17 protein-coding genes, 1 tRNA gene and 1 riboswitch are annotated in these 21,867 nt (G+C 43.8%); of the genes, 10 read left to right on the forward strand and 8 right to left on the reverse strand.

Annotated elements, in window-relative coordinates; all coding sequences use genetic code 11:
- The first annotated feature begins 49 nt into the window (after positions 1-49).
- The 3 genes from KKE17_07245 to KKE17_07255 all read left to right on the forward strand — a co-directional run bounded on the left by KKE17_07245 (position 50) and on the right by KKE17_07255 (position 4,123).
- Positions 50-574, forward strand: a complete 525-nt coding sequence (locus KKE17_07245) for a PEP-CTERM sorting domain-containing protein (GenBank protein ID MBU1709783.1) — start codon at positions 50-52, stop codon at positions 572-574.
- A gap of 583 nt (positions 575-1,157) precedes the next feature.
- Positions 1,158-2,147 carry a PEP-CTERM sorting domain-containing protein gene (locus KKE17_07250; GenBank protein MBU1709784.1) on the forward strand — a complete coding sequence of 330 codons (990 nt, stop codon included), beginning with the start codon at positions 1,158-1,160 and terminating at the stop codon, positions 2,145-2,147.
- A 248-nt stretch (positions 2,148-2,395) separates the two neighbouring features.
- The gene (locus tag KKE17_07255; protein MBU1709785.1) at positions 2,396-4,123 is read left to right on the forward strand and encodes a tetratricopeptide repeat protein; all 1,728 of its coding nucleotides are present in this window, start codon (positions 2,396-2,398) and stop codon (positions 4,121-4,123) included.
- A 212-nt stretch (positions 4,124-4,335) separates the two neighbouring features.
- Here the strand turns inward: KKE17_07255 and KKE17_07260 are convergent, their stop codons facing one another.
- Positions 4,336-5,313 (reverse strand): transposase, encoded by a 978-nt coding sequence (locus KKE17_07260; GenBank protein ID MBU1709786.1) that lies wholly within the window; start codon positions 5,311-5,313, stop codon positions 4,336-4,338.
- Positions 5,314-5,735: 422 nt separating this feature from the next.
- The gene (locus KKE17_07265) at positions 5,736-7,214 is read right to left on the reverse strand and encodes a ketol-acid reductoisomerase (protein ID MBU1709787.1); all 1,479 of its coding nucleotides are present in this window, start codon (positions 7,212-7,214) and stop codon (positions 5,736-5,738) included.
- A 429-nt stretch (positions 7,215-7,643) separates the two neighbouring features.
- Between KKE17_07265 and rlmD the strand changes: the two genes are divergently transcribed.
- The 4 genes from rlmD (at position 7,644) to KKE17_07285 (ending at position 11,915) form a co-directional block, all read left to right on the forward strand.
- Positions 7,644-9,002 carry a 23S rRNA (uracil(1939)-C(5))-methyltransferase RlmD gene (gene rlmD / locus KKE17_07270; protein MBU1709788.1) on the forward strand — a complete coding sequence of 453 codons (1,359 nt, stop codon included), beginning with the start codon at positions 7,644-7,646 and terminating at the stop codon, positions 9,000-9,002.
- 47 nt (positions 9,003-9,049) lie between these two features.
- The gene (locus tag KKE17_07275; protein ID MBU1709789.1) at positions 9,050-9,844 is read left to right on the forward strand and encodes a TIGR00266 family protein; all 795 of its coding nucleotides are present in this window, start codon (positions 9,050-9,052) and stop codon (positions 9,842-9,844) included.
- A gap of 261 nt (positions 9,845-10,105) precedes the next feature.
- A riboswitch (cyclic di-GMP riboswitch) is annotated at positions 10,106-10,190 on the forward strand.
- Positions 10,191-10,294: 104 nt separating this feature from the next.
- Positions 10,295-11,128: a flagellin gene (locus tag KKE17_07280; protein MBU1709790.1), complete on the forward strand. Its 834-nt coding sequence runs from the start codon at positions 10,295-10,297 to the stop codon at positions 11,126-11,128.
- Positions 11,129-11,612: 484 nt separating this feature from the next.
- A complete protein-coding gene (locus tag KKE17_07285) occupies positions 11,613-11,915 on the forward strand; it encodes a metalloregulator ArsR/SmtB family transcription factor (GenBank protein MBU1709791.1) in 303 nt (100 codons plus the stop codon).
- A gap of 225 nt (positions 11,916-12,140) precedes the next feature.
- Here KKE17_07285 and KKE17_07290 read toward each other — a convergent pair whose 3' ends face one another.
- The gene (locus KKE17_07290; protein MBU1709792.1) at positions 12,141-13,511 is read right to left on the reverse strand and encodes a tetrathionate reductase family octaheme c-type cytochrome; all 1,371 of its coding nucleotides are present in this window, start codon (positions 13,509-13,511) and stop codon (positions 12,141-12,143) included.
- A 46-nt stretch (positions 13,512-13,557) separates the two neighbouring features.
- Entirely contained in the window at positions 13,558-13,881 is a 324-nt protein-coding gene (locus KKE17_07295) for a c-type cytochrome (protein MBU1709793.1), read from the reverse strand.
- A gap of 433 nt (positions 13,882-14,314) precedes the next feature.
- Between KKE17_07295 and KKE17_07300 the strand changes: the two genes are divergently transcribed.
- Positions 14,315-14,767, forward strand: a complete 453-nt coding sequence (locus KKE17_07300; protein MBU1709794.1) for a hypothetical protein — start codon at positions 14,315-14,317, stop codon at positions 14,765-14,767.
- Positions 14,768-14,809: 42 nt separating this feature from the next.
- Here KKE17_07300 and KKE17_07305 read toward each other — a convergent pair whose 3' ends face one another.
- Entirely contained in the window at positions 14,810-15,205 is a 396-nt protein-coding gene (locus KKE17_07305; GenBank protein MBU1709795.1) for a PilZ domain-containing protein, read from the reverse strand.
- A gap of 631 nt (positions 15,206-15,836) precedes the next feature.
- Between KKE17_07305 and KKE17_07310 the strand changes: the two genes are divergently transcribed.
- Together KKE17_07310 and KKE17_07315 are read left to right on the forward strand one after the other, a co-directional pair.
- Entirely contained in the window at positions 15,837-16,925 is a 1,089-nt protein-coding gene (locus KKE17_07310) for a class I SAM-dependent methyltransferase (GenBank protein MBU1709796.1), read from the forward strand.
- A 233-nt stretch (positions 16,926-17,158) separates the two neighbouring features.
- Positions 17,159-19,000, forward strand: coding sequence for a PAS domain S-box protein (locus KKE17_07315; GenBank protein MBU1709797.1), 1,842 nt, complete (start codon positions 17,159-17,161; stop codon positions 18,998-19,000).
- Between the two features lie 674 nt (positions 19,001-19,674).
- On the opposite strand, the gene KKE17_07320 is transcribed toward KKE17_07315, so the two are convergent.
- The 3 genes from KKE17_07320 to glk all read right to left on the reverse strand — a co-directional run bounded on the left by KKE17_07320 (position 19,675) and on the right by glk (position 21,752).
- Positions 19,675-19,751: transfer RNA gene (locus KKE17_07320), tRNA-His, on the reverse strand.
- Between the two features lie 146 nt (positions 19,752-19,897).
- Entirely contained in the window at positions 19,898-20,554 is a 657-nt protein-coding gene (locus KKE17_07325; GenBank protein ID MBU1709798.1) for a zinc ribbon domain-containing protein, read from the reverse strand.
- A 172-nt stretch (positions 20,555-20,726) separates the two neighbouring features.
- Entirely contained in the window at positions 20,727-21,752 is a 1,026-nt protein-coding gene (gene glk / locus KKE17_07330) for a glucokinase (GenBank protein ID MBU1709799.1), read from the reverse strand.
- Between the last annotated feature and the right edge of the window lie 115 nt (positions 21,753-21,867).

A 21,867-nucleotide genomic window follows, 5' to 3' on the forward strand; every position in this document is an offset into this window, starting at 1 on the left:
AATATTTTTATTATATGAAAAAGTATAAACCTAAATTACGGAGGAGAAGATGAAAAAAATTACAGCAGTTTTATGTTCCCTGATACTGGCGGTATGTATTGCTCAGAATGCCAGCGCATTGACAGCAGATTCTGGATGGGAGGAGTTCTATTTTGGTAATATCGGGGATCATTGGACACTGAATAATACGGGATTTGGAGACCAGGTATGGTTTGATTTCACACTTGATAGTGCGGCGATTTTGACAGTTACTGATGCATTTGATTCTGGTGACCAATTTGATGTTTTTGATGGTCTTACTGGTTTGGGTTTGACTTCAGTACCAGTTATAGGCGGCTTTATTGGCGATGATTATGATGCAGCATCAGCTAACGCCAGCTGGAGTACAGGATCGTGGATGCTTGCGGCTGGGACATACAGCATTACCGGATATTCCGCAGTTAGTCCATTTGGTGGCGGACGCGGAGCGCTCAGGCTTGATTCCGCTTCAGTTCCTGAACCAGCCACCATGCTTCTTTTCGGAACCTGTCTGGCAGGACTTGCTGGTATGAGAATCCGTGGTAAGAGAAAATAATTTAGTAATAGTTTGATAAGTGAATCAAGGCAGACCTGAAAAGGTCTGCCTTTTTTTTTGGGGAAGTTGAAGAGATTCCGGTATTGGAATCAGAAGATGACCCCTGGGTTGTCGGCATGCTCAAGCGCCGCGATGTGATTGCCGCCTATAACCGCGAAGCAGTCAAAAAAGGCATCAGCGAACGAACTGCCTCCATCAAGCTGAATGGATTATCCTGATGGTTGGCTATTGGCTCGATAATATTACGTTTTCCTCTGGGACCCACTCCTTTCCTCATTTCATCCCAATTCAATAAAGTCATTTTTGGGAATTCCTTGTAATTCAAACGAGTTTTTATTGTTTTCCGGTAATTCGGTCCGGAATTCCGGAAAAAGAATAATAATTAAGAATATAATAAAACATTAATTTTGCTTAACTTGTCGTATTCATGTGTGAATTAGTGAAAACTATCACCGGTGTTATGGGTGGCATGTATTTTGCAAAAAAAATTATTACAATTTCATTTGAGGTTCATTCATTTTTTTTCAAGAATTTTGTGGATCTAGATATTACAAGATAAATTCAAAGTCATAAGGAGAAGATTATGAAAAAGACATTAATTTTTACCGTGTTGGCATTTCTTGCTGCCGGCACAGCAAACGCAGCCATGCAGACGTTACAAGCGTACACCGCAGAAGGCGCAGGCTTGAGCATCGATGCTGTTGGGCTTAACGACAATGTTCAGGGACAAGTACAGGCGGAAATACCTGCAGGCGCAACAATTTATGCGGCATATCTTTATTCTGCAAGTGTGTGGAGTAGTCCATTGCAAAATGTCTGGTTTGAAGGCAATGCTTTGGTTTCAAATGCCAGCAGCAGGCTTGATGTCGGCGTAAAAGACGCAAATGACGCTTCAGAGAATCGCTGGGACGTAACTTCAATAGTTAGTACCAAATATGACGGTGTTGGTGGAATCTATAATTTCAATGTTACGGAAACCGGGGGTCTTGACGGTGAAATTCTTGCCGTCATGTATTCCGTTGCCGGGGATCCCGTCAGGACCGCGATAATTCTTGATGGTGAACTTGCAACTACCGGAGAGTCATTTGATGTGAATTTAGGGAGTGCGTATGACGGGTCGGATGCCATTTTGTCTCTTGGCATCTCTTTTGGTTATCAACCTTCATCTCAGTATACACAGGTTGATATTGATGGAAATCGTTTAACCACCAGCGCAGGCGGACAGGATGACGGTTTAGTTAGCAATGGTGGTTTGATTACCGCTGGCGGTGTTGGCGACTCTACAGCTCTTCCCAGTCCTTATGCTTCTGCAACAAGTGCGACTTCTGATGATGAACTTTATAATATAGCGTCTCTGCTCACTGTTGGTGCTACTTCATTCAACATTACTACTTTAAATCCTTCAAATGATGATAATGTGTTTTTCATGGGTCTGGTCGTTAATGGTATCGCTTCAGTTGATGATCCAGATGATCCAGATGTTCCTTCAGTTCCTGAGCCTGCCACCATGCTGCTGTTTGGTACCGGTCTTGTCGGGCTTGCCGGGACACGACGCATCAGGAGAAAAAAATAGATAAATAATTGTTGATTTAATTGTATGAAAAAAAAGCAGGGCATGCGCCCTGCTTTTTTTTTTGGCACCTTTGTTTTAGTATGGCTGTTATGGTACATTTGTCGCATATCTGAAATAATTCATTCCAGGCTTTATCATTTAATCATTTAACTTCGGGTCGGAATATGGACAGAAACTTTTTTTGCCTATTGATCAGTTTTATCCTTGTTGCTCTTTTGAATGTTTCACCAGCATTGGCAATTCCTATAATGCCCTCGGCAATTGAGATAAAGTCTCCGGAATTTGAAGAGGGACTCAAGCTGCTTAAAGATAATAAATTTGATCAGAGCATAGAGTTTGGGCAGAATTGGCTTAAAAATGATCCTGAAAATCTCAATGCCTACCTTTTATTGTCATTGGCCTATTTAGGGAAAGGGCAGGAGGGCGGTATGCTCGATCAGGTTAAAAAAGTCCATGCAATCAAACCTCAATACAATGCGATAATTTTTGCCACGGCTGCAAGTTTCTATGCCACTAAAAATCACTTTTATAAAGCTTTGGATTATTATGAGCAGTCTCGCAAAATAGAGGAAATTCCCTGGGTTGTCACTGAGATTGCCAAGATCTATCAGGGCAGAGGGCAGTTGCGCAAGGCTCGTGAGTATTATGAAAAAAATCAGGATGATGCGAATCTTGGAAGAATTTATTTAGCGGAAAATAATTGTGCGAAAGCTATTGGGCATGCCCTGAAAGCAATAGAAAAGGACAAGCAAAATGCAGGGATGTATATAATTCTTGCCAGCTGTAATCTCCAGACGGGAAATTTTGAGCTGGCCCAGGAAAATTATTTAAAACTCAAAGCGTTTGATCCGGAAAAGAGTTTTGTCGCCGATTATTATTTAGGTCTGGTCGACCTTGTTAATAAAAAATATGACATTGCCCAAAAACGATTTGACGATGCACTGAGAAATACGCCAAAAGCCAAAGAGTTGAATATTGCAGCGGCCTTTATCAGCCATAATAACGGCGATTTTTCAAAAGCTAAACAATATGCATCAAGAGCCAACACCTCCGATCCCAATGATTTTCTTGGCTATCTGGCTTTAGCCGATATTTTTGTTTCCGAAAACAATTATTTAAAGGCGGATCAGACATTCAAGAAGGCGAAAATATTGTTTCCGGAATTTTCTTTGCCGGGTTTTAAATCAGCAGATTTTTTCGACTCAGGCGTTCCATCTGAACCGGCATCTCTAACCTTGGCCAATATTTTGTATCGGGAAGGTCTTTTTGCACAGGTCCTTACATTGGATAAAAAATCAAAGAATCCTTTTATTCTCATGACCAAAGCCCGGGCTGAAATGAAGCTGGGAAACACTGAAAAGGCTAAGGCCTATTATCAGGAAGTCATTGGCAGGCATCCTGCTTTGTTTACCGCGTTTATGGAGTTAGGCTCTATTCATGCCAGTAAATCAGAAAATACGCAGGCAATTTCTATGTATGAAAAGGCTGGTCAAATAGACCGGAATAATATCAAGCCCCTTATGGCTCTTGCAGATTTATATTATAATTCCGGAAAGATAGATGAGTCGCTCAGGAAATATGAGCAGATTATCGCAAAATCTCCTAACTCTGCGATTGGATATAACCAGGCGGCCTGGGTTTTATCGGAAGACAAAAAAAAATATGATGAGGCGTTAACCTATGCCCGTAAAGGAATCAAAGCCGCACCGGATGATATGAATATGCAGGATACGCTGGGCTGGATTTATTATCGGCTGGGGAAATACAGTGATGCCTTGAAAAGTTATAAATATTTTTCCGAGACAGGCAGGGGCACTCCTTCAAATCTTTATCATCTGGGCATGATTCATGAAAAATTGAATAAACAGGAAATGGCCGGCAAATTATTTGAAAAAGCGTTGGATATGTCAGATGATTTTCCTGAGGTAAGTGATACGGAAAAGAGATTTAAGGTTTTGACTCAAAACAATAACTAGTATTTTTAAAAACCGCGGCTTCTGTCTGCAGAAGGGATTTTTTCAAGGATCACTCTATGCCAGAAGAAAATATCCGCGGTTCCTGATTATTGCTTCTTGTCACGGGGTCTTAAGGGGCAAATCGGGGTCTTAAGGGGTCAAATCTTTATCCTTGACATTTCGCCTCGATCCTTTGCACTAATGCTTTGATGGGGTCTTAAGGGGTCAAATCTTTATCCTTGACATTTCGCCTCGATCCTTTGCACTAATGCTTTGATCGATTTGTCTTTTCCGGCCTTGGCTCTCAATCGTTTTCTTCCCTGGCTCACGGTACTGTAATCCACGCCCATTATTTTACCAATTTCCGGATTGGTAAATCCGCCAAATCTGTATAAAATGTCCATGGCAAGATGTCGAAGTATTCCTTTTTGCGATATAATATTTTTCTGCGGCGTCCCTGTAATTTCCGAGATAATTTCAAGTAATTCTCCTCTTGCTTTATGTTTATGGACTTTGCTGACCGATGGCCTCTCACGGTCTTTTTTCTCGGGCAATTTTTCACGCATTTCTTCAATAAATTGCGCACTGCCTAAAATGCTCTGACCAACGACATCTTCCCTGATCCTCAGCCCCTTCTGTAAGTCTGATTCGATTTGCTTTTTGAACCGGTTGCGGCCTGATTTTGTATCTCCACCGAATTCTTCAAGAACATACCCGTATTCTACACATTTCAACCGTTTGCCAAGAGCGGCAAAACCGGGAAGGCTACTCCATGGATATGTAAACAAATACTCCAATTGCTCGGTAATCTGTTTGCGCGCCATTTCCTGAATTCGTACCGGATTAAGGTGGATATAACGCGAAACTCTGGCAAGATAAACCTCCTTTTCAATGAGAAAGCTCTTGTATCTGCCCTGATACAGATTCCCGCTACGTTTATAGCGCCGGTTGAAATATGAGGTATAACTGATATTAAAATGCCGCATGAATTCGGCAAGATTTCCTTGTGGGGTTTCTACAAGAAGATGAAAATGATTGCTCATCAGCACGTAGCTGTGAATGATGATGGTATATGTTTCTGCCGATAGGCTGATGATTGAGAGGAATTTATTTCGATCAGCATCATCTTTGAAGATAGGCTTACGCTCGTTGCCTCGATGTGTGACATGATAAACAGCTCCGGGATATTGGATTCGAAGTGGTCGCGCCATTTACCTAATATAAACCGAACATGTTATTTGTCAAGGATAAAGATTTGACCCCTTTCTTCCCCCTTTTGCCTCTTCCCTTTGCCTCCTTGAAAAATTGAATAAACAGGAAATGGCCGGCAAATTATTTGAAAAAGCGTTGGATATGTCAGATGATTTTCCCGAGGTAAGTGATACGGAAAAGAGATTTAAGTTTTTGACTCAAAACAATAACTAGTATTTTTAAAAACCGCTGCTTTCTGTCTGCAGAAGAGATTTTTTCAAGAATCACTCTATGCCGGAAGAAGATATCTGTGGTTCCTGATTATTGCTTCTTGTCACGTGGAGAAATAATATCTGTCGGTGGGTTGCAAAGACAATGGCCGTTCGGGGTATCCCCGAACGGCCATTGTCTTTGCAGCTTAAAAAATGGAATTTGTGCTAAATCAGCCGATAACTGAAATATCAACTGCCGGGCGCATGGTGGCGCAAGTGGCAAGGGCCTGATGGATTTTGTGATTTTTAAGCCCGTTGATCAGTCGTACATCGGCATCCTTGCCCTGATCGTAATCCACAAAAGCCTGCTGGCAGATGATGTAATCAAAACGCGGGCCCCATTTACGGGTGCCGAGGCGTGCGGTGGTTGAGCAGTTGTCAACCATGAAGGCAACGCCTTTATAATGCATGTACGGATTCAATGAATCAACCGCTTCGATGACTGACTCGTTGCAGACCTCGCTTAAGCAATGTCCCTTTTCAATGAGCAGATCGATCTGGGCCATCATGGTTGCGCAATAAACTCCTGCAGTAAAGGGATCTAATTTTACCGGCGCATCGGTGCGGGCGGCGCGAACCTTTTCACCAACCTGCCACATGCGGGTGCCGTCGATTTTTCCCATGGGGAATCGTGAAAAGCGTTGTCCAGCCATGTAGACGCTTCTGATCTCATTGCCGCTTGCGACTTCGTCATAAATCTCCAGAAGCTGGTCAAAGGCCGGGCCGTAAGTATGTGAGTAAATTTTTTCAAATATTTTCTTGTCTTCGCCTTCGAGCTTATTATACACCGCAAGGATTCCCTCATGGGAAATGGTCTTGCTCAAAGGTCCGGTAACGACTTCAACGGAGGCGACAAAAGCCTCTGCCTCACTCATGCCTTTTTCCAGGATATATCGGCGGTAGAGCGCTTCAACGATACCGTGTACTGCGCCCAGAAGGATGCTGCGTTCTCCGAAGATGTCGCTTTTGTATTCATTCTCAAGGGTGGTTTTGAAGAGATAGGGTGCGCCGACGGCAATTGCCCATGCAATAGCCTGGTCGGTTGCGCGGCCATCGATATCCTGTTCCACGGCAAAGCTTGAGTTTATCCCTGCACCGTTTACCTCCTTGCCTTGAACATAGAGTCTGCGGACGGACGGTCCCATGCCTTTAGGGCAGACGCCGATGACATTCATGCTTTTCGGAAAATATTCCCCGACACTCTGGAGATGACCCAGAAGAAATCCGTGCGAAAGGCCCAGGGTCGCGCCATCTTTCATGTTGGCGAAAACTTCCTTGTAATGTTCGATCTGCGCGGCATCGGAGATCAGCAGCATGACCATGTCAGATTCGCGGACTACCTGCCACATTTCACCAAGGGTGCCGTTATCTTCGGTGAATCCGGCTTCCCTGGCTCCGGCCATGGATGAACTTCCTGCGCGAAGGCCGATTTTTACTTTGATTGAAGTTCCTTCCAGAGAATCGCGAAGGTTCTGTGCCTGGGCCGGTCCCTGAGAACCCCAGCCAATGACGCCGATCTGCTTGATTCCGGCAAAAGCTTCAGTAAGTAAATGAAATTTGTCCCGACCGCCGCGAACAATGGTCTCTTCGGTTTCGGCAAGCTGGATTGTTTCGGTTTCGAAAATTTTTGACTCAAATGTCAGGTCCATCTATTCCTCCTGACCCTGCAAAGCTGAATACAACATGATACTTCTCCTGCAGGGGATTGGGGTTATTGACCTTTGTTCGTTACAGATAAGCTGTCAGTGAATATTGCGGACAAAGGGCTTTCAATAAAGGTGTTGTTTGTTTATGTATTTTGTACGAAACCGGAGATTATAACCGAAACGGTTTTACTCGTAAACAGGAGAAAACAAGAAAACCGCCATTAATCCTTATTTAAGCCAAATTAATGCGTTTTATGTCATTCAAGAACTGCTTATTTCAGGACCGAGCTTGAATTGAAATGGAGAAGGGAGTTTGTCACATACCTGTCTTTCCGGAACCTTAAGCACACTATCTGCCGCGATGATCGCCTGCTCAAAGCTCCCATTAAAAATGTGTTCAAAAATATTGACTGAGTGTACATTTGTCGAGTTATGAAACCTGATCCGAAAAATATTGTCATCATCGAAAAGGTTATTGCCGGAGGCATGGGGCTGGGGCATCTTGACAGCGGCATGGTGGTTTTGGCGCCCAAGGTTTTACCTGAAGAAGAAATCAGGTTCCGGATCATCAAGAGGCACAAGGATTACCTCGAAGCCGAATGTCTGGAAATTTTCACTCCGTCGCCTTTCCGGGTGATTCCCCAGTGTCCTCTTTTCGGGAAATGCGGCGGCTGTGATCTGCAGCATGTCGTATATGATTATCAGCTCGTCTTGAAAGACGCTATTGTCAGGGATCTTCTGGTTCGCGGGGGGGTGGGGAATTACCAGGACATTCAAAGGATAATCAACGGACCGATACTTCCATCTCCGAAGACCTTTGGCTACAGACAAAGAATACGGCTGCAGGTTGATCCGAAAACATCACGGCCCGGGTATTATCAAATCCGTTCCCATAAAGTTGTACCGGTTGACCGGTGTCCACTGGCCGGGATCGAAATTAATCAGGCGTTATCCGAAGTAGGCGACTCAGAGCATTTCCAGGAACTTCTAAATCAGACGCAAAGTGTTGAGTTTATCCTGAGTCCGGTGGATGAAAAAGTAATCCTGCTTCTGCATTATCAGAGAAAACCGCGTCCTCAGGACAGGAATCACGCTGAGCAGTTGATGCGGAATACGCCGGTTCTCAAAAACATTCTTTTTTCTGTTGCGGACTTTGGATTGATGGATTCTCAAGGCAGGATGGGGGAAGCGGCTGTTTTTGATTCTCTGGTGCATTTTAAAGTTTCAGGCGCTGCTGCCGGATCTCAAACATTGGAGATGACCCTGGAACCCGGAGGGTTTTGCCAGGTGAATTTAGAGCAGAATGATAATCTCGTGAAAATCCTTCTTGAATGGACTGATCCCGGGCCTGATGCGAGGATCCTCGACCTTTTCTGCGGCATGGGTAATTTCTCTCTGCCTCTTGCCGGGAAAGCGGCTGAAGTCATTGGTATGGACCTGCAGCGATCATCAGTGCGAAGCGCCAAAAGAAATGCCCTGATTGCGGGCCTGGAAAATTGCAGATTTGATAAGATGACAGCTGTTGAAGCCGTAAAGAAATTATATGAAAACAATGAACGGTTCGAGACGATTCTGCTCGACCCGCCGCGGGAGGGATGTAATGAAGTCATTCCTTTTCTTGAAAAAATCGGCGCAGGCATGCTTATCTATATATCATGTGATCCGTCAACGCTGGCACGGGATCTTGGATTGCTTCGGGATTTCGGGTACATAGTTGATCGTTTGCAGGTGGTTGATATGTTCCCCCAGACCCATCATATGGAAACGATTGTGAGGCTGGTAAAAAATTAAATCAGAATTCTTGGTTTCAAAGAATATATCACGTAGGAGGATTTATCATGCGATGTCATGAAGTTGATTATGAAATAATCGGCGATGATATGCAGATCGTCGAAATTGAACTGGATCCGGGTGAAACGGTGATCGCCGAGGCCGGGGCAATGAATTACATGGATGATGGAATCGCTTTTGAAGCAAAAATGGGGGACGGCTCCATGCCTGATGCGGGGTTCATGAGTAAACTCATGGGCGTCGGCAAGCGGGTGCTCGCCGGCGAATCCATATTCCTGACCCATTTCACCAACAAGGGAGCTGGAAAAAAGCGGGTGGCCTTTGCCGCGCCTTATCCCGGCAAAATAATTGCCCTTGATCTGGGTGGAATCGGCGGCGAGCTTTATTGCCAGAAAGATGCTTTTCTCTGCGCGGCGCTGGGAACTGAGGTTGGCATTGCTTTTACGCAACGTCTGGGCGCCGGATTTTTCGGCGGTGAGGGTTTCATCCTCCAGCGGTTAAGGGGCGATGGCATGGCCTTTGTCCATGCCGGCGGCACAGTTATCAGGAAAAAGCTCAACAATGAAATCATTCGGGTTGATACGGGTTGCATCGTTGCCTTTTCACCGGGAATTGATTACAGCATTGAACAGGCAGGCGGGTTGAAGTCGATGTTCTTTGGCGGTGAGGGGATGTTTCTTGCAACCTTAAAAGGATCAGGTGAAGTGTATCTGCAGAGTCTGCCATTTTCAAGGATGGCGGATCGCATATTGCAGCATGCGCCCTCTGTGTCAGGACGCAGCAAGGGAGAAGGCTCAGTTCTTGGTGGGATTGGCCGGATGCTTGACGGCGATAATTACTGATTGGATGTGTTGGTTATCCAGGGGCAAAGGGACAGAGGGACAAAGTTTTAAAAGGAGTTCTTTGGGAGAAGAATTTTTTCACTTTGTGCCTCTGTAACTCTGTGCCCAAGCTATCGACTTTCAGTCGATAGTGGTTGACTTTATGTGGCGGACTTTTTGCTGACGCGACTTTTCGAAGTCTCGTTTCTCCTGTTTATCAACGAGTCCAGTATGAATTTGACTTCACAATGACTTACGTCGTATGATTGAGTGTCAACGTTAGATTGAAAGAGGCAAACCTGTTGAAAGGTAAGGGCGCAAAGCACCGGGTCTGAAACCAATACGTCATGACTGCTGTGCTGCCGTTTCTTCTGATCGTTTCAGCTTTCATTTTCCTGATCGCCTTTAACGGGTTCCTTGCGTTTGCTTCACGAACAAAAGGAAGTTTCATACCAGCAAAGGAGGGTGAACATGACCATGAAAATTAATTCCAACACTTCGGCGCTGTTCAGCTTTAACCGTCTCCAGGAAAATTATCAGGCCTTCACCAAATCACTGGAAAGGCTTTCTTCCGGCAGAAGAATTAACCAGGCAGCTGATGATTCATCCGGTATGTCCATTGCCAATGCGCTGGAAAGCCAGAAACGCGGATTCGGACAAGCTGTCAGAAATGCCACTGATGCGATTTCAATCGTGCAGACAGCCGATGGTGCCCTCGGTGAAATGAGCAACATTCTTCAGGAAATGCGGGTTAAAGCTCTCCAGGCCTCCTCGGACAGCCAGTCCGTTGATTCACGAAGGGCCTTGCAGGCCGGCATCAACAGATCGGTTTCAACGCTGAACGATATTTCCCGGAATACGTCTTACAACGGCCAGATACTTCTCTCCGGGCAATTTACCGACAAGAATTTTCAGGTGGGGGCAACTTCCGGGGAAACCATTTCTGTGAGTATCGGATCGGTCACACCAGATCAACTGGGAGGAGGGAATCTTTCAGAACTTAATGTTACTACCTTTGAGGGAGCCCAGGATGCCATTACTGCAATTGATGAAGCGCTAAGCCAGCTTAACTCGGAAAGGTCTGGCCTGGGTTCAACACAGAATCAACTGAGGTCGTCCATTTCAAATTTATCAAACTCATTTGTCAATGCAGCGGCAGCAGAGTCAACCATTGCTGATGTTGATTTCGCCGATGAATCTGCAACTTTTTCAAATTTCCGCCTTTTGCTTAAAGCCAATATTTTCGCGTTGTCGCAAGCAAACAAGGTGAAAGAATCCAGCGTGATGAACCTTCTGCAGGGCTAAGCAGGTTACCTTTTTCCTTAGAAAAGACTCGTATATCCATGTGGAATGCGGGTCTTTTTATGTTGTCTTCTTGAAAGTCATATTTTTTGCTTCGGTACGCTAAACAGAGAAAACTGCTTCTGGTAAATATTTTGTGATTCCAATTTATTTGCTGAAAAAATCCCATGGTATTTTTAAAGGCTTCCTAACATTTATTAATCCTTGTTAAAAAATAAATTCCAGAAAAGTGAAATTTTTGATGGGCGTTACATGAAAGGCTAAGTATGGAAAAAGCGTATTGATTCAAGAGGGTTACAGCCTGACGTGCATTATGTGTATTAAGTACTTTTTAACCTGACACCATAAAGTAGGATGATTTGCTTTTCTTTTTGCTTGATTTTTGTCGGGTGTTCGCATAATTATGTTTCCGTATCAAAAAGTTCTAAGGACAATTATTAACACGGACTAGTATCTTTAGATTCGTTCAAGGATAAAATATATAATTATGACTGACTCCGAAGCACTTCTTAAGGATTTGAAGATCAGGGAAGCGGCAACTTGCTTGAAAACCCTGGCCCATGAATCACGATTGCGTGTCATGTGTGCTCTTGTAGATGGCGAAAAAAACGTACAGGAACTGATGAAAGTTACCGGCGCTAGCCAATCAAACCTTTCACAGCACCTTGCAAAAATGAGGGATAAAGGGCTTCTGGAATTCAGACGGGAGGCCAACCAGATTTTCTACAGTATTGCTGATCGCAAACTTCTTGAGATCCTCACCGCCCTTCGTACTATTTTCTGTAACTAAACATAATATTTAGTTGTCGCTTTAAATCATTCTCCAATTCTTTCACTGTATTCTCCTAAGACATTGCCATTGTTATATATCCTTATCGGGTGCTTTTTGCGATATATAGAGGCGAAAATCCTATCCCTGTCAGGGTTATAACCGGGCTTTCCCAAAAAAAAGGCCGGCTAAAAGCCGGCCCTCGAGGAGAAGGGATGATGGTCCCTTTTGGAGAAGAGTAAAAAATCAATTTGCAGGTGTTTGTCCTGAAGTTTTGCTGTTCATTGGATCGCCGTCATAGCCGAGTTTTTTCCAAGGCATGCGGCCAGAATCTCCATGACAGTCTAGGCAATTTAAAGCCTGTTCCTTCGGAGAAACCATATGGTTGATCCGCCAGAACATTTCCGTGGAAGCAAAGGCGTATTCTCCACTGTAGCCGAGGCCGCTTGCCTGCATGCCCAGTCGAGCGGCCTTATCCCAATCGAAGTCCTTCCAATAACCGCCGTCTCCAAACACCTTTGCGGTAATGAAAATATTGTTTTTGGAATCATATATCTGTTTTCCGCGATGGACCTTGAAAGGATATATTTTTGCATTCGAATCATTCCGGTCGCCAAGGGGATAAGTGAGGCTGGTAATTTTTTCAGGATCCATTTTATCTCCAGGCATGTAAGCGCCAGCGTGACCATTATACCAGGCATATTCCGGTTCCACCATTTTACCCCAGGTGAAGGATCCCTTTTTCTTCATATAGGAATGTTTGCCGTATTGATCAAGAGACGATTCAAGATCCTGACCGGCTGTAGACCAGTCCCATGAGAGTTTTGTTGGGATGTTTTTAGCATAAAACGGAATGTGGCAAGTCTGGCAGGCCACTTTACCTGCATGGGCATTCAACCTGGACTCAGCATGCGGTGCCTGATCATGGCAATTTTCACAGCCGACATGATCTTTGCCGCCGGGGGTTACACTCATCGCATGTCCGGCAATTTTATGCGATTCGGTTGTGTGGCATTTCTGGCATGAAAAATCGTTTCCTTCGGCGTCCATATGCACATCAGTTGCTTTGTCGGGATACGACATTGAGGAATCAAGATCGCCATGTTTCACCGCATCGCCACCACCGCCGAAAAAATGACAAACGCCGCAGTTATCTCTGACCGGTTTGCCAACATTTTGTGCGACATGTAAAAGGTCTACTTTACTTCCGGGCATCCCTGCACCAGTGGACTCTTTTACATAGGTTCCTGTGGTGTCATGGCAGACCAGGCAATCCACTGCAGTTTTATCTTTAAAATCAAAGGACGCGTCTTTCCAGCCATAGCCAATGTGGCAGCTGGTACAGCGCGGCCAGTTGCCGGCCACCGAGGTGCAGAAATTATTGATGGCGTTTTTCTTGCCACGCTCTACGGTTTTGCCATTGATTTCCTGTTTCATTGACCAGGTCCAATGAGTTGACATCATGACGGAATCAGCTTGTTTCTCGTGACATTCCAGGCATTGTTTTGTTGCCTCAGGGCCTGAACTGATCGGACCGGTTATGAACGAAGTATGCTCTGAATCTGCCGCAACGACAAGGGTGGTTGATAATGTTATTGACGCGAAAAATGTCAGCATCAATATGCAAATAGTTTTTTTTGCAGCAATCATTGTGTCACCTCTATCAACCACAGAGTTGCGGAGAAGCTGAATCAGCAGCATGGTCAATTAGAAATTGTTGGATATCTCGGATGTCTTTTTCAGAAAGATTGTTGAAGGATTCGGGGTTTTTCTTGTGCTTGTCTTTTTCGAAAAAGCGTGTCCACTGATTTTGTGTCTTTGATACCGGGGTTAATTCTGCGCCGTCGCCGTCTTTGACATGACAGGTTTTGCAGTTTTTCTTGTAGAGAAACTTGCCTTTTTTGGGGTTTCCCTGTGCTGCAACAACAGTAGATGCAGTGAATGCTACCAGGAAGAGTGCAATGATAAGCTTTGTGATCCTTTTCATTTTTTATCTCCTTATACTGTGGGCTGAGCCCTTTCAGGTTATTTAGAATAGTAGGATATTCTAAATATGTTTGTGAAAAAGAAGGCGCTGTGGCGCCGTTAAGTAATTAATTAAATCCTTAACTACTATATTAGCAAAGAGTGATATAGCAGTCAATAAAAAAATATATTTAAATTAGAAAATTTCGGGGTGTATTATTATTTAGTTTCAAATATTAGAAAAAACCTCACAGCAAAGTAAGTACTCCGGACGCAGCTGGTTACCACCCGAGGGATATTTCTGCTGAAATGTCTTTTATGAGATTCGCTTGTTGGCTCGCAGTAATCAATAATATTATGATTTGGTTAATGCACCCAAGAAGCATAGTTTTCCTGATCATGTTCAGTTGAACGCAAAAGCGATTGATCTCTTTCATCGATAAATGAATTGAACAATGAATAATATTATCAGCAGCCATATTTTTTATTACAAACCCCAGCCATTTCTGGCACTGAAGGAGCTTGGCGGCAATGATATAATGGGGCTGGTTGATCTTCAGGATGAGACACGGGGAAGAGATGAAATAGATTATCGAATTCTATGTAAAAGATGTAATTTCCAAATAACCTCGGCAAAGAAAAAAATTGAGATTAATGGCGCTCACCGACACACCTTTTATAATCCTGAGGGGGTCATTTATGATATCGGTTGCTTCTCATCGGCAAAGGGAAGTCACAATCATGGCGGGAAATCTTTTTATTTTACCTGGTTTGAAGGTTATTCGTGGTGCTTTTCGGTTTGCAGCAGTTGTTTAACGCATTTGGGGTGGTATTTTGAACACAGTCGGGATGCGGGAGGATTTTACGGATTGGTCACCAGCAAACTGATTGAGGGGCAGGTCTGTTGATTTTAGACTTCTAGTTATTTCTCCATTATATCCGTAAAATTTCTATTCAGTCGGTGTATTGACCATCAGCCCGGGATTTTCTTCCAGTTCCTCTTTTAATCTCTCCGGATCAGGTGAATTGAAAACCATAATCTTTTCAAAATGCCTGTAATCGGTATATTCGATTGATTGAAAGAGTATTCCGACTCCTGATTCAGTTGCGCGGACTATTTTGCTTTCGATATCGAGAATAAGATCTGAGTCGGATCCGGAGGCAAGAATGAGTTGTAGAAGGCAGTTTTTTCTGTATGTGGTTTCTGCAAGTTCAGGACAGGTGAAAAAAACGCCGCCGAAACTGATATCTTCGGTTGAGCCGGTAAAGTGTTGTCCGTCAGGAAAAATTAACTTTGCCTGGATTTCAATGTTGAGGCGTGAATGTTTTCGTTTTTCGGTAAACATGATTACCCGGTTTTGTCTGTGGTTTTTTCTTAGTTAATTTCAAGGAAGTATTTGTAAATTATATCATTTGGATTTGGTTAATAATACTATAAAGATTACTAAAATGAAGGTGACTTTGGTAATATTTGTCGATTCCGGAGTTAATGCGAATAAATAGGAGCGTCAAAGGTGACCTTCAGGGCAAAGGTTTTCCATAAACTTCTTAATTTTCAGTTTTTAGATATCGAGAACATCCCCTGTTATAGCCTTGTATACCTGCAACACTGCATAACGGTCAGGTCTGCAGCCATCAAAAGAGTCAATTTTTCCCACATGTAGTAATCCAAAGCGGCAATATCTGCATCGTTTTTATTTTCCCATGAGTCGCGAAGCAAAGCTAAGCCATCGAATACCACAAAGTAGTACTTAAGAATTATCTTATATTATCAACTTGTTATCTTCTGTTGTAGTGATTAATGCTTGTGTCGCGTGGCAGTGGCATTGTAATTGCAAATTAAGCAGCGCGTCATCAATGCAAACAACTGTTCCGCATTAATTCCGACAATTGGAGCATTTAAATTTTAAATTGAAATGACAACTGGGTTTTCATGCAACAATTTCGAATAATTGAAATTTCTCATGGAGGTTTCCGATGGGCCAAATGGATCGAGGGGGTGTTGCGGTAGAAAATAAACTGGCGTTTTATGGTGAGAAATCATTTCTGCCTTTAACACGGGATGATGTGTCCGGATGGTTTGAGGTATTGGATCGGGCCACGGATGATTTATGCAGCCGGCTTAATGCAATTGACATCAGGAGCCAAAAACCCTCTGAAAGCAAAGATGAATTACTCAAAGAAACGTATGCAGCAGTCCATGATATTTGCCAGGTATGTATGAAGATTGATGAACTCCTTGCGGATAATAAGGATTTATTACGCGAAAAGCGGCTGGAATTTCACAAAAAAACCCAATCTGTAATTACAAAAAGTAAGTTGGCGTTACATGCACGAACATGGCCCTTCGGCTATCCTGGTGATCATACAATAATAGAAGACGTTTACCGGAATTCTCCGAAATCTCTTGGGGTCGGTTATTTTCTTGATATGAAATTTCTTACAGCTGATCTGGCCGTTGGCATAAGGGATAGAATGCTGCTTATGCGTGAATTGTTAAAAGCAGAGCTTTATGAAAGAGACGCCCCGAAGATTCTTAACATCGGTTGCGGTTCGTCCAGGGAAATATTTGAGATTGCCCCTTTGATTAAAATGTCGGGAGCAAATGTCACTTGTGTTGACTTTGATTCCGAAGCATTAAATTATTCAGCGTCAAGACTTTCATATGCTGATATTCTTCCTCAGGTAACTCTCAGGCAATACAATGCGTTGAGGATGATCAGCCATAAACGAAATATGAAGGAATTTGGTCCGCAGGATGTCATTTACAGTATTGGCCTCCTTGACTATCTTGAAGATAACGTTTTGATCAGGCTTCTTAAGTCGCTCTATGCCCTTTTGACTCCGGGTGGGAAATTAATCGCGGTTTTTAAGGACTGTGATAAATATGTCAGCCAGGAGTATACCTGGATGCTTGATTGGGATGCATTTTATAAGCGGACCTTTGATGAGAGCCGGGACTTAGTCGCTAAAGCCGGAATCCCTGAAGAATCCATAGAAATCAAGCGCAATAGCACCGGAGTTATCATTTTCTATTCCATTAACAAATCAGCAGAGTCTGAATAAATGTTGAAATTTGACGGTATGCTAATGAATGAAAGAGTAAATGCCGGAGGGAGATGACATTTAATACACTTATATCCTGAAGGCTGAACAAGAAAAAAATGGGCGTTTTTAGATAGTTATGGTACTGTGTGTCCATAATTACTCTCTAAAAACGCCCATTTTTTTCATTCGGATTTTCCTGGATATAATTTATATGACAAAGAAAAGACGACGTTAAATTCGCGGAAAGTATTTTGAGCAAAGAAGAATACATCAGAGAGCAACTTTTCGGCCTGACCCACTATTGGTCAGGGGTATTGCTTCTTCTTGGAGCGATAATCTTCTTATTTCTTGGGGTGTTGGATTATTTAGTCACTCCGGAAAATTTTCAAAAATTTCTCCTCTTACGTATTGCTATAGCAATTTTCCTGGTTGCCTTATACCCTCTAAACAGCCAACTTCTTAAGAAGGATCGCGAAACCAGCAGAAAGATCAATGCCGCAATTATCGTTATCTGTGCTGCAATGTCTGCGGCGGTCATTGAAATAATGATTCTCCGCCTTGGCGGCCACAGGTCACCCTATTATGCAGGCCAATGTCTCATGGTGATCGGTCTTTTAGGGTTGCTACCACTGGGATTCGGGCTTTCTTTAATCATTGGTCTGACCGTTTATTCCATCTATCTGGTGCCGATACTTCTCTTTGATACCATTCAGGATATTCCGGTTTTCATAAATAATAATTTCTTTCTGCTCACCACAATTATCATAGCAATGTTCTGGCGGTCTTTAAGTCAGTATAATCTTATTAATTCCCTGGGGTTACAATATGACCTCGATGAAGATAAGAATAAGCTTGAGGATTATTCTGATAACCTTGAGCAATTGGTGGATGCCCGGACCCGGGAATTAAATAAATCGGAAATAATGCTTCGAGAGCTTTTCGAGCAGGCAAATGACGGAATTGTCATCATGGATAAGGACGGCACCATTGTTAATGCCAACAAAAAAGCCTGTGAAATGCATGGTTTTCCAAGAGATACCTTGATTGGTTCGAATATCAGATTGTTGCAGAGAGATAAGGATGACAGCCTTTTTGCGCAACGCTATCGGCGAATCCTTGAGGGTGAATCCTGTATTTTTGAAGCACGTCATATTACCAAGCAAGGGAACCTGATATCTGTTGAAGTCAGCACCAGGGCAATCGAGGTTGATGGAACTGTGCTCATCCAGTCATTTCACCGTGATATTACCGATAAAAAGAAGATGCAGAATCAATTGCTCCATTCTCAGAAGATGGATTCTATCGGCCAGCTTGCAGGTGGAATTTCTCATGATTTCAAGAATATTCTCACTTCAATCATTACAATGACTGAAGTCATGCTGCGCATGGATAATTTAGATGATTTTATTGGCGCTAATCTCAAAATTATCGAGCAAGCTGGCCGTCGTGGTACACAAATTGTGTCCAAACTTCTCAGTTTTGCCAGAAGAGGGGTTTCCGAATCAGCAGCATTGAACTGCAACAACGTTATTGACGATACCTGCGAAATGCTTTCCAGTCTGCTCCCCAAAAGTATCAAGCTCATCAAGCAGCGCCAGGAGCCGTTGCCGCCCATCCGCGGGGATGCGACCCAGCTTGAGCAGGTCCTGATGAATCTGATTCTGAATGGGCGTGACGCCATGCCAAAGGGCGGGGAATTAAGAATAAAAACGGATACTACAGAGCTTACTGCCCGTGACCTGGATATTGATGCGGCAGTCAAGCCGGGTCAATATGTTCATATTTCAGTTACCGACTCGGGAATGGGGATTCCTGCCGAAAATATCGAAAGGGTTTTTGAACCGTTTTTTTCAACGAAAGAGGAAGGTAAGGGAACAGGGCTCGGTCTTGCCATGGTGTATGGAATCATTAAAGAGCATGAAGGATATATTGCAATTACCAGTCATCCTGGAAAGGGTACGACATTCGATATATATATACCGGTAATTGCCGAGGAATTTTCCGGGACAGTTGCTGAAAGTCAAGCAGAGAGTCTGGATAGAATTATCAAACCGCTCAAAGAACGGCATGAGCACTCCGAATATTTTCAGTAAGCGCTGATAAGCGATCTGTTTCAGGGATATTTTCGGATATCGGTGTTTGAGCCGTTTGGGCTCTGAAAAACCGAGGTACGAAGGGTTTCAATAAATGTTTCTGGAAGCTTTAGGGATACAGATTATATCTGTTAATTAAGTCGATTCGGTGGGGCAGTCCGAGGAGTAATGTTCACAAACCAGATCCAACCAGCTTGAAATCTGTTCGCCGTAAGCATCAGCAGGAAAGTCCTGTCCGCACTCCGTGCAGACCACACGCGCATCACTTCAGCGGCCTTTGAGTCTGGCCTCATTTCCGCAGGAGATGCATTTAAGTTGAGGTTCCGATTCCACTTCAGTCTACCCCCGAATGTTTCATGACATCTGAAAAGGCTCTATAACTTACTAATTCGTCGACAGTATCGGCACTTTGCCAAGAATTTGCTTGAAATCAAACTTGTTTCTGGCCAGTGGTTTTTTTGTTGAAGCCAGCGCAGCAGATAAACTTTAACTCCGAGCTACGAGGAATGCACTCGCTGTTGCTGTTCTCATGAGTACTCACTCAACGAGGGGGCCGATCAATCCGCATTTGCTTTGAACCTCGAATTTTTAACCCGCCGGACTCGTGAAATGTCCGGGTTAGCTTGCAACGAAAAAAAGGGTTACAGAAATAATCTGCAACCCTTTGTATATTCTGGGGTGAGCGAGGGGACTTGAACCCCCGGCCTCCGAGGCCACAACCCGGTGCTCTAACCAACTGAGCCACGCCCACCATTGAGTCAAAAGTTAATTATACTGGAAGTTTATTCCCGCTTTGGCAGCAGCAAAAAAATAACAGCTATTTAATTAACGAAACCGAACATAATAGATTGGTTGATTTTTGGCAAGCGCAAAGTAATGGGAAAGCCGGCCCGGTAATTATACATCTTTGTTACAGTGCATGCAGGTTTTCGCCTGGGCCTTGATTATCTCGCTGCAGTATGGGCATTCTTTTTTGAAATTCGCTTTGAGTAATTCAATGATCGCCATATTGGTTTTTTGCTCAAGGTCGGTATTTCGAAATGTGTGATTTCTGATTGGGTCAATGCAAGCCAGGTCATTCAATTCTATAAGCAGATCTGCGGCCTGGTGGCGGGCTTCCGGAGCTGCGGCTTCGTTGGTGATCAGGTGCAAAACCGGCGCAAGGTTTTTTTCGGCGACACAGGTATCGAGGAGTGCTGTGGCCTTTTTTTCTTCGGCATAACGCGTGTCCTGTTTTTTCATCGCATCCAGGTCAATTTCACAGCCCTTGAAAGCATCCCTGCCGCCGACCATCATTGCTTCGCCGGTGGTATTCCCGGGAAGAAGCACATATCTAAATGATCCGGTGTGGCCGTATTGGACGTCCACCTGCTCCCATCCATTTGCAAAGAGCGAGCATTCGTCATTGAGGCAGACGAAAAAAATATCAGTTCCCCAGCCTAATCCGTCTCCAACATGAAACGGCGGTGTGTTGCAGCAGGAGAGGAGCGTGTTGCAATATTTGCAGTAATGTTTTTCATCAACATATTTCATGCATGCGTTGGCATTCAGCATTGTTTATATCCTCCAGTGTTTATTGGCCACAAAATTTTGGTATCTGTTGATACATAAAAAGATGGGAGTTTTCTCATCAAACATCGAGTAATTGGTATAAGATTTGATGAGGGTGTCTAACATTAGATTGATTAATAAGCATTAATTATAACTAATTCAAGGCGGTAAGAAATCAATCACATATTTTTAAGGCCAAAGCTGCCGCCCCCCAAAGTGGCGCCTGGGGATCGATTATCAGGCGAACCGGGATCTGCCGGAGAAGATTTTCCAGTCTTCCTTTGTTGTGAAACGCATTGATAAAAGTCTCGGTTTGCAGCGCCTCGATTATTTGTGGCGCAATGCCGCCGCCGATATACATTCCGGAGGTGGTCATTCCCTGGAGGGCAAGGTTGCCCGCTTCTGCGCCATACACACTTACAAAAAGTTCCAGAGTTTTTTGACACACCGGGTCTTTTTTTTCAAGGGCGATGGTTGAAATAACGGCGCTTGGATTTTCTTTTTTCATTAAAAATTTGATCCATTCGGGCGCTTCGGTCCCGGTTTCTGTGAGGAAAAAATCGTAAACATCCTTGAGCCCTCTGCCTGACAGGATTCTGTCAACGCTGACATGGCCGTATTTTTTGGAAAGATGACTGGCAAGCCTGAACTGCAGCTCTGAAGTTGCAGCGAAATCCTTGTGACCGCCTTCTGAGGGACACGGGACGAAACGGCCGTTATCCTGGATCAGCAGAGCTTCTCCGAGCCCGGTTCCGGCGGCGACAAGTCCGATATTGCCGTTGTTGTCCGCAGGGTGATCGCTTTTTAAATCAATAAACTGGTTTTGCTTGAGATAGGGAATGGAATAAACCATGGCGACCAGGTCATTTACAATTTTTAATCGGGGCAGGTTCAGCTGATAACGGAAATCGTCTTCAACGACATCCCATGGCAGATTAACCGCTCGTGCAACTCCCTGAATCACGGGGCCGGCGACTCCGATACAGGCTTTGACCGGTTTAATGTTTCCTTCGTCCCTGAGGAATTGGGCAATCAGGTCTGTGGGGTGTGCCGCGTTCTGTGAAGGGTAAGAGCGAACGGTAATGAGTGTCATGTCGGCGATCGGCCCGGCAAACAGACTTAAATTTGTTTTGGTCCCGCCAATATCCCCGGCAAGGACAATGTTTTTTTTTGATTCATTGGAAATAACTTCAATATCCATTGATAATCCTTTATTTGAAAATATGCATGCAAGAGTCCATGGACCTGGTATCAGCTTGTTTTATTCATTTTATAAACTATCACAGCTGCGGATATGGTACAATTTGCTTTTTCAT

The sequence above is a fragment of the Pseudomonadota bacterium genome, from assembly GCA_018823135.1.
GTDB lineage: Bacteria > Desulfobacterota > Desulfobulbia > Desulfobulbales > CALZHT01 > JAHJJF01.

Excerpts from the sequence above, each read along its gene's own strand:
- KKE17_07250 (MBU1709784.1), top strand. The coding sequence starts at position 1,158 with ATGAAAAAGACATTAATTTTTACCGTGTTGGCATTTCTTGCTGCCGGC.
- KKE17_07280 (MBU1709790.1), top strand. The coding sequence starts at position 10,295 with ATGACCATGAAAATTAATTCCAACACTTCGGCGCTGTTCAGCTTTAAC.
- KKE17_07290 (MBU1709792.1), bottom strand. The coding sequence starts at position 13,511 with ATGCTGACATTTTTCGCGTCAATAACATTATCAACCACCCTTGTCGTT.
- KKE17_07325 (MBU1709798.1), bottom strand. The coding sequence starts at position 20,554 with ATGCTGAATGCCAACGCATGCATGAAATATGTTGATGAAAAACATTAC.
- KKE17_07285 (MBU1709791.1), top strand. The coding sequence starts at position 11,613 with ATGACTGACTCCGAAGCACTTCTTAAGGATTTGAAGATCAGGGAAGCG.
- KKE17_07260 (MBU1709786.1), bottom strand. The coding sequence starts at position 5,313 with ATGGCGCGACCACTTCGAATCCAATATCCCGGAGCTGTTTATCATGTC.
- KKE17_07265 (MBU1709787.1), bottom strand. The coding sequence starts at position 7,214 with ATGGACCTGACATTTGAGTCAAAAATTTTCGAAACCGAAACAATCCAG.
- glk (MBU1709799.1), bottom strand. The coding sequence starts at position 21,752 with ATGGATATTGAAGTTATTTCCAATGAATCAAAAAAAAACATTGTCCTT.
- KKE17_07245 (MBU1709783.1), top strand. The coding sequence starts at position 50 with ATGAAAAAAATTACAGCAGTTTTATGTTCCCTGATACTGGCGGTATGT.
- KKE17_07295 (MBU1709793.1), bottom strand. The coding sequence starts at position 13,881 with ATGAAAAGGATCACAAAGCTTATCATTGCACTCTTCCTGGTAGCATTC.
- KKE17_07310 (MBU1709796.1), top strand. The coding sequence starts at position 15,837 with ATGGGCCAAATGGATCGAGGGGGTGTTGCGGTAGAAAATAAACTGGCG.
- rlmD (MBU1709788.1), top strand. The coding sequence starts at position 7,644 with ATGAAACCTGATCCGAAAAATATTGTCATCATCGAAAAGGTTATTGCC.
- KKE17_07255 (MBU1709785.1), top strand. The coding sequence starts at position 2,396 with ATGCCCTCGGCAATTGAGATAAAGTCTCCGGAATTTGAAGAGGGACTC.
- KKE17_07275 (MBU1709789.1), top strand. The coding sequence starts at position 9,050 with ATGCGATGTCATGAAGTTGATTATGAAATAATCGGCGATGATATGCAG.
- KKE17_07300 (MBU1709794.1), top strand. The coding sequence starts at position 14,315 with ATGAATAATATTATCAGCAGCCATATTTTTTATTACAAACCCCAGCCA.
- KKE17_07305 (MBU1709795.1), bottom strand. The coding sequence starts at position 15,205 with ATGTTTACCGAAAAACGAAAACATTCACGCCTCAACATTGAAATCCAG.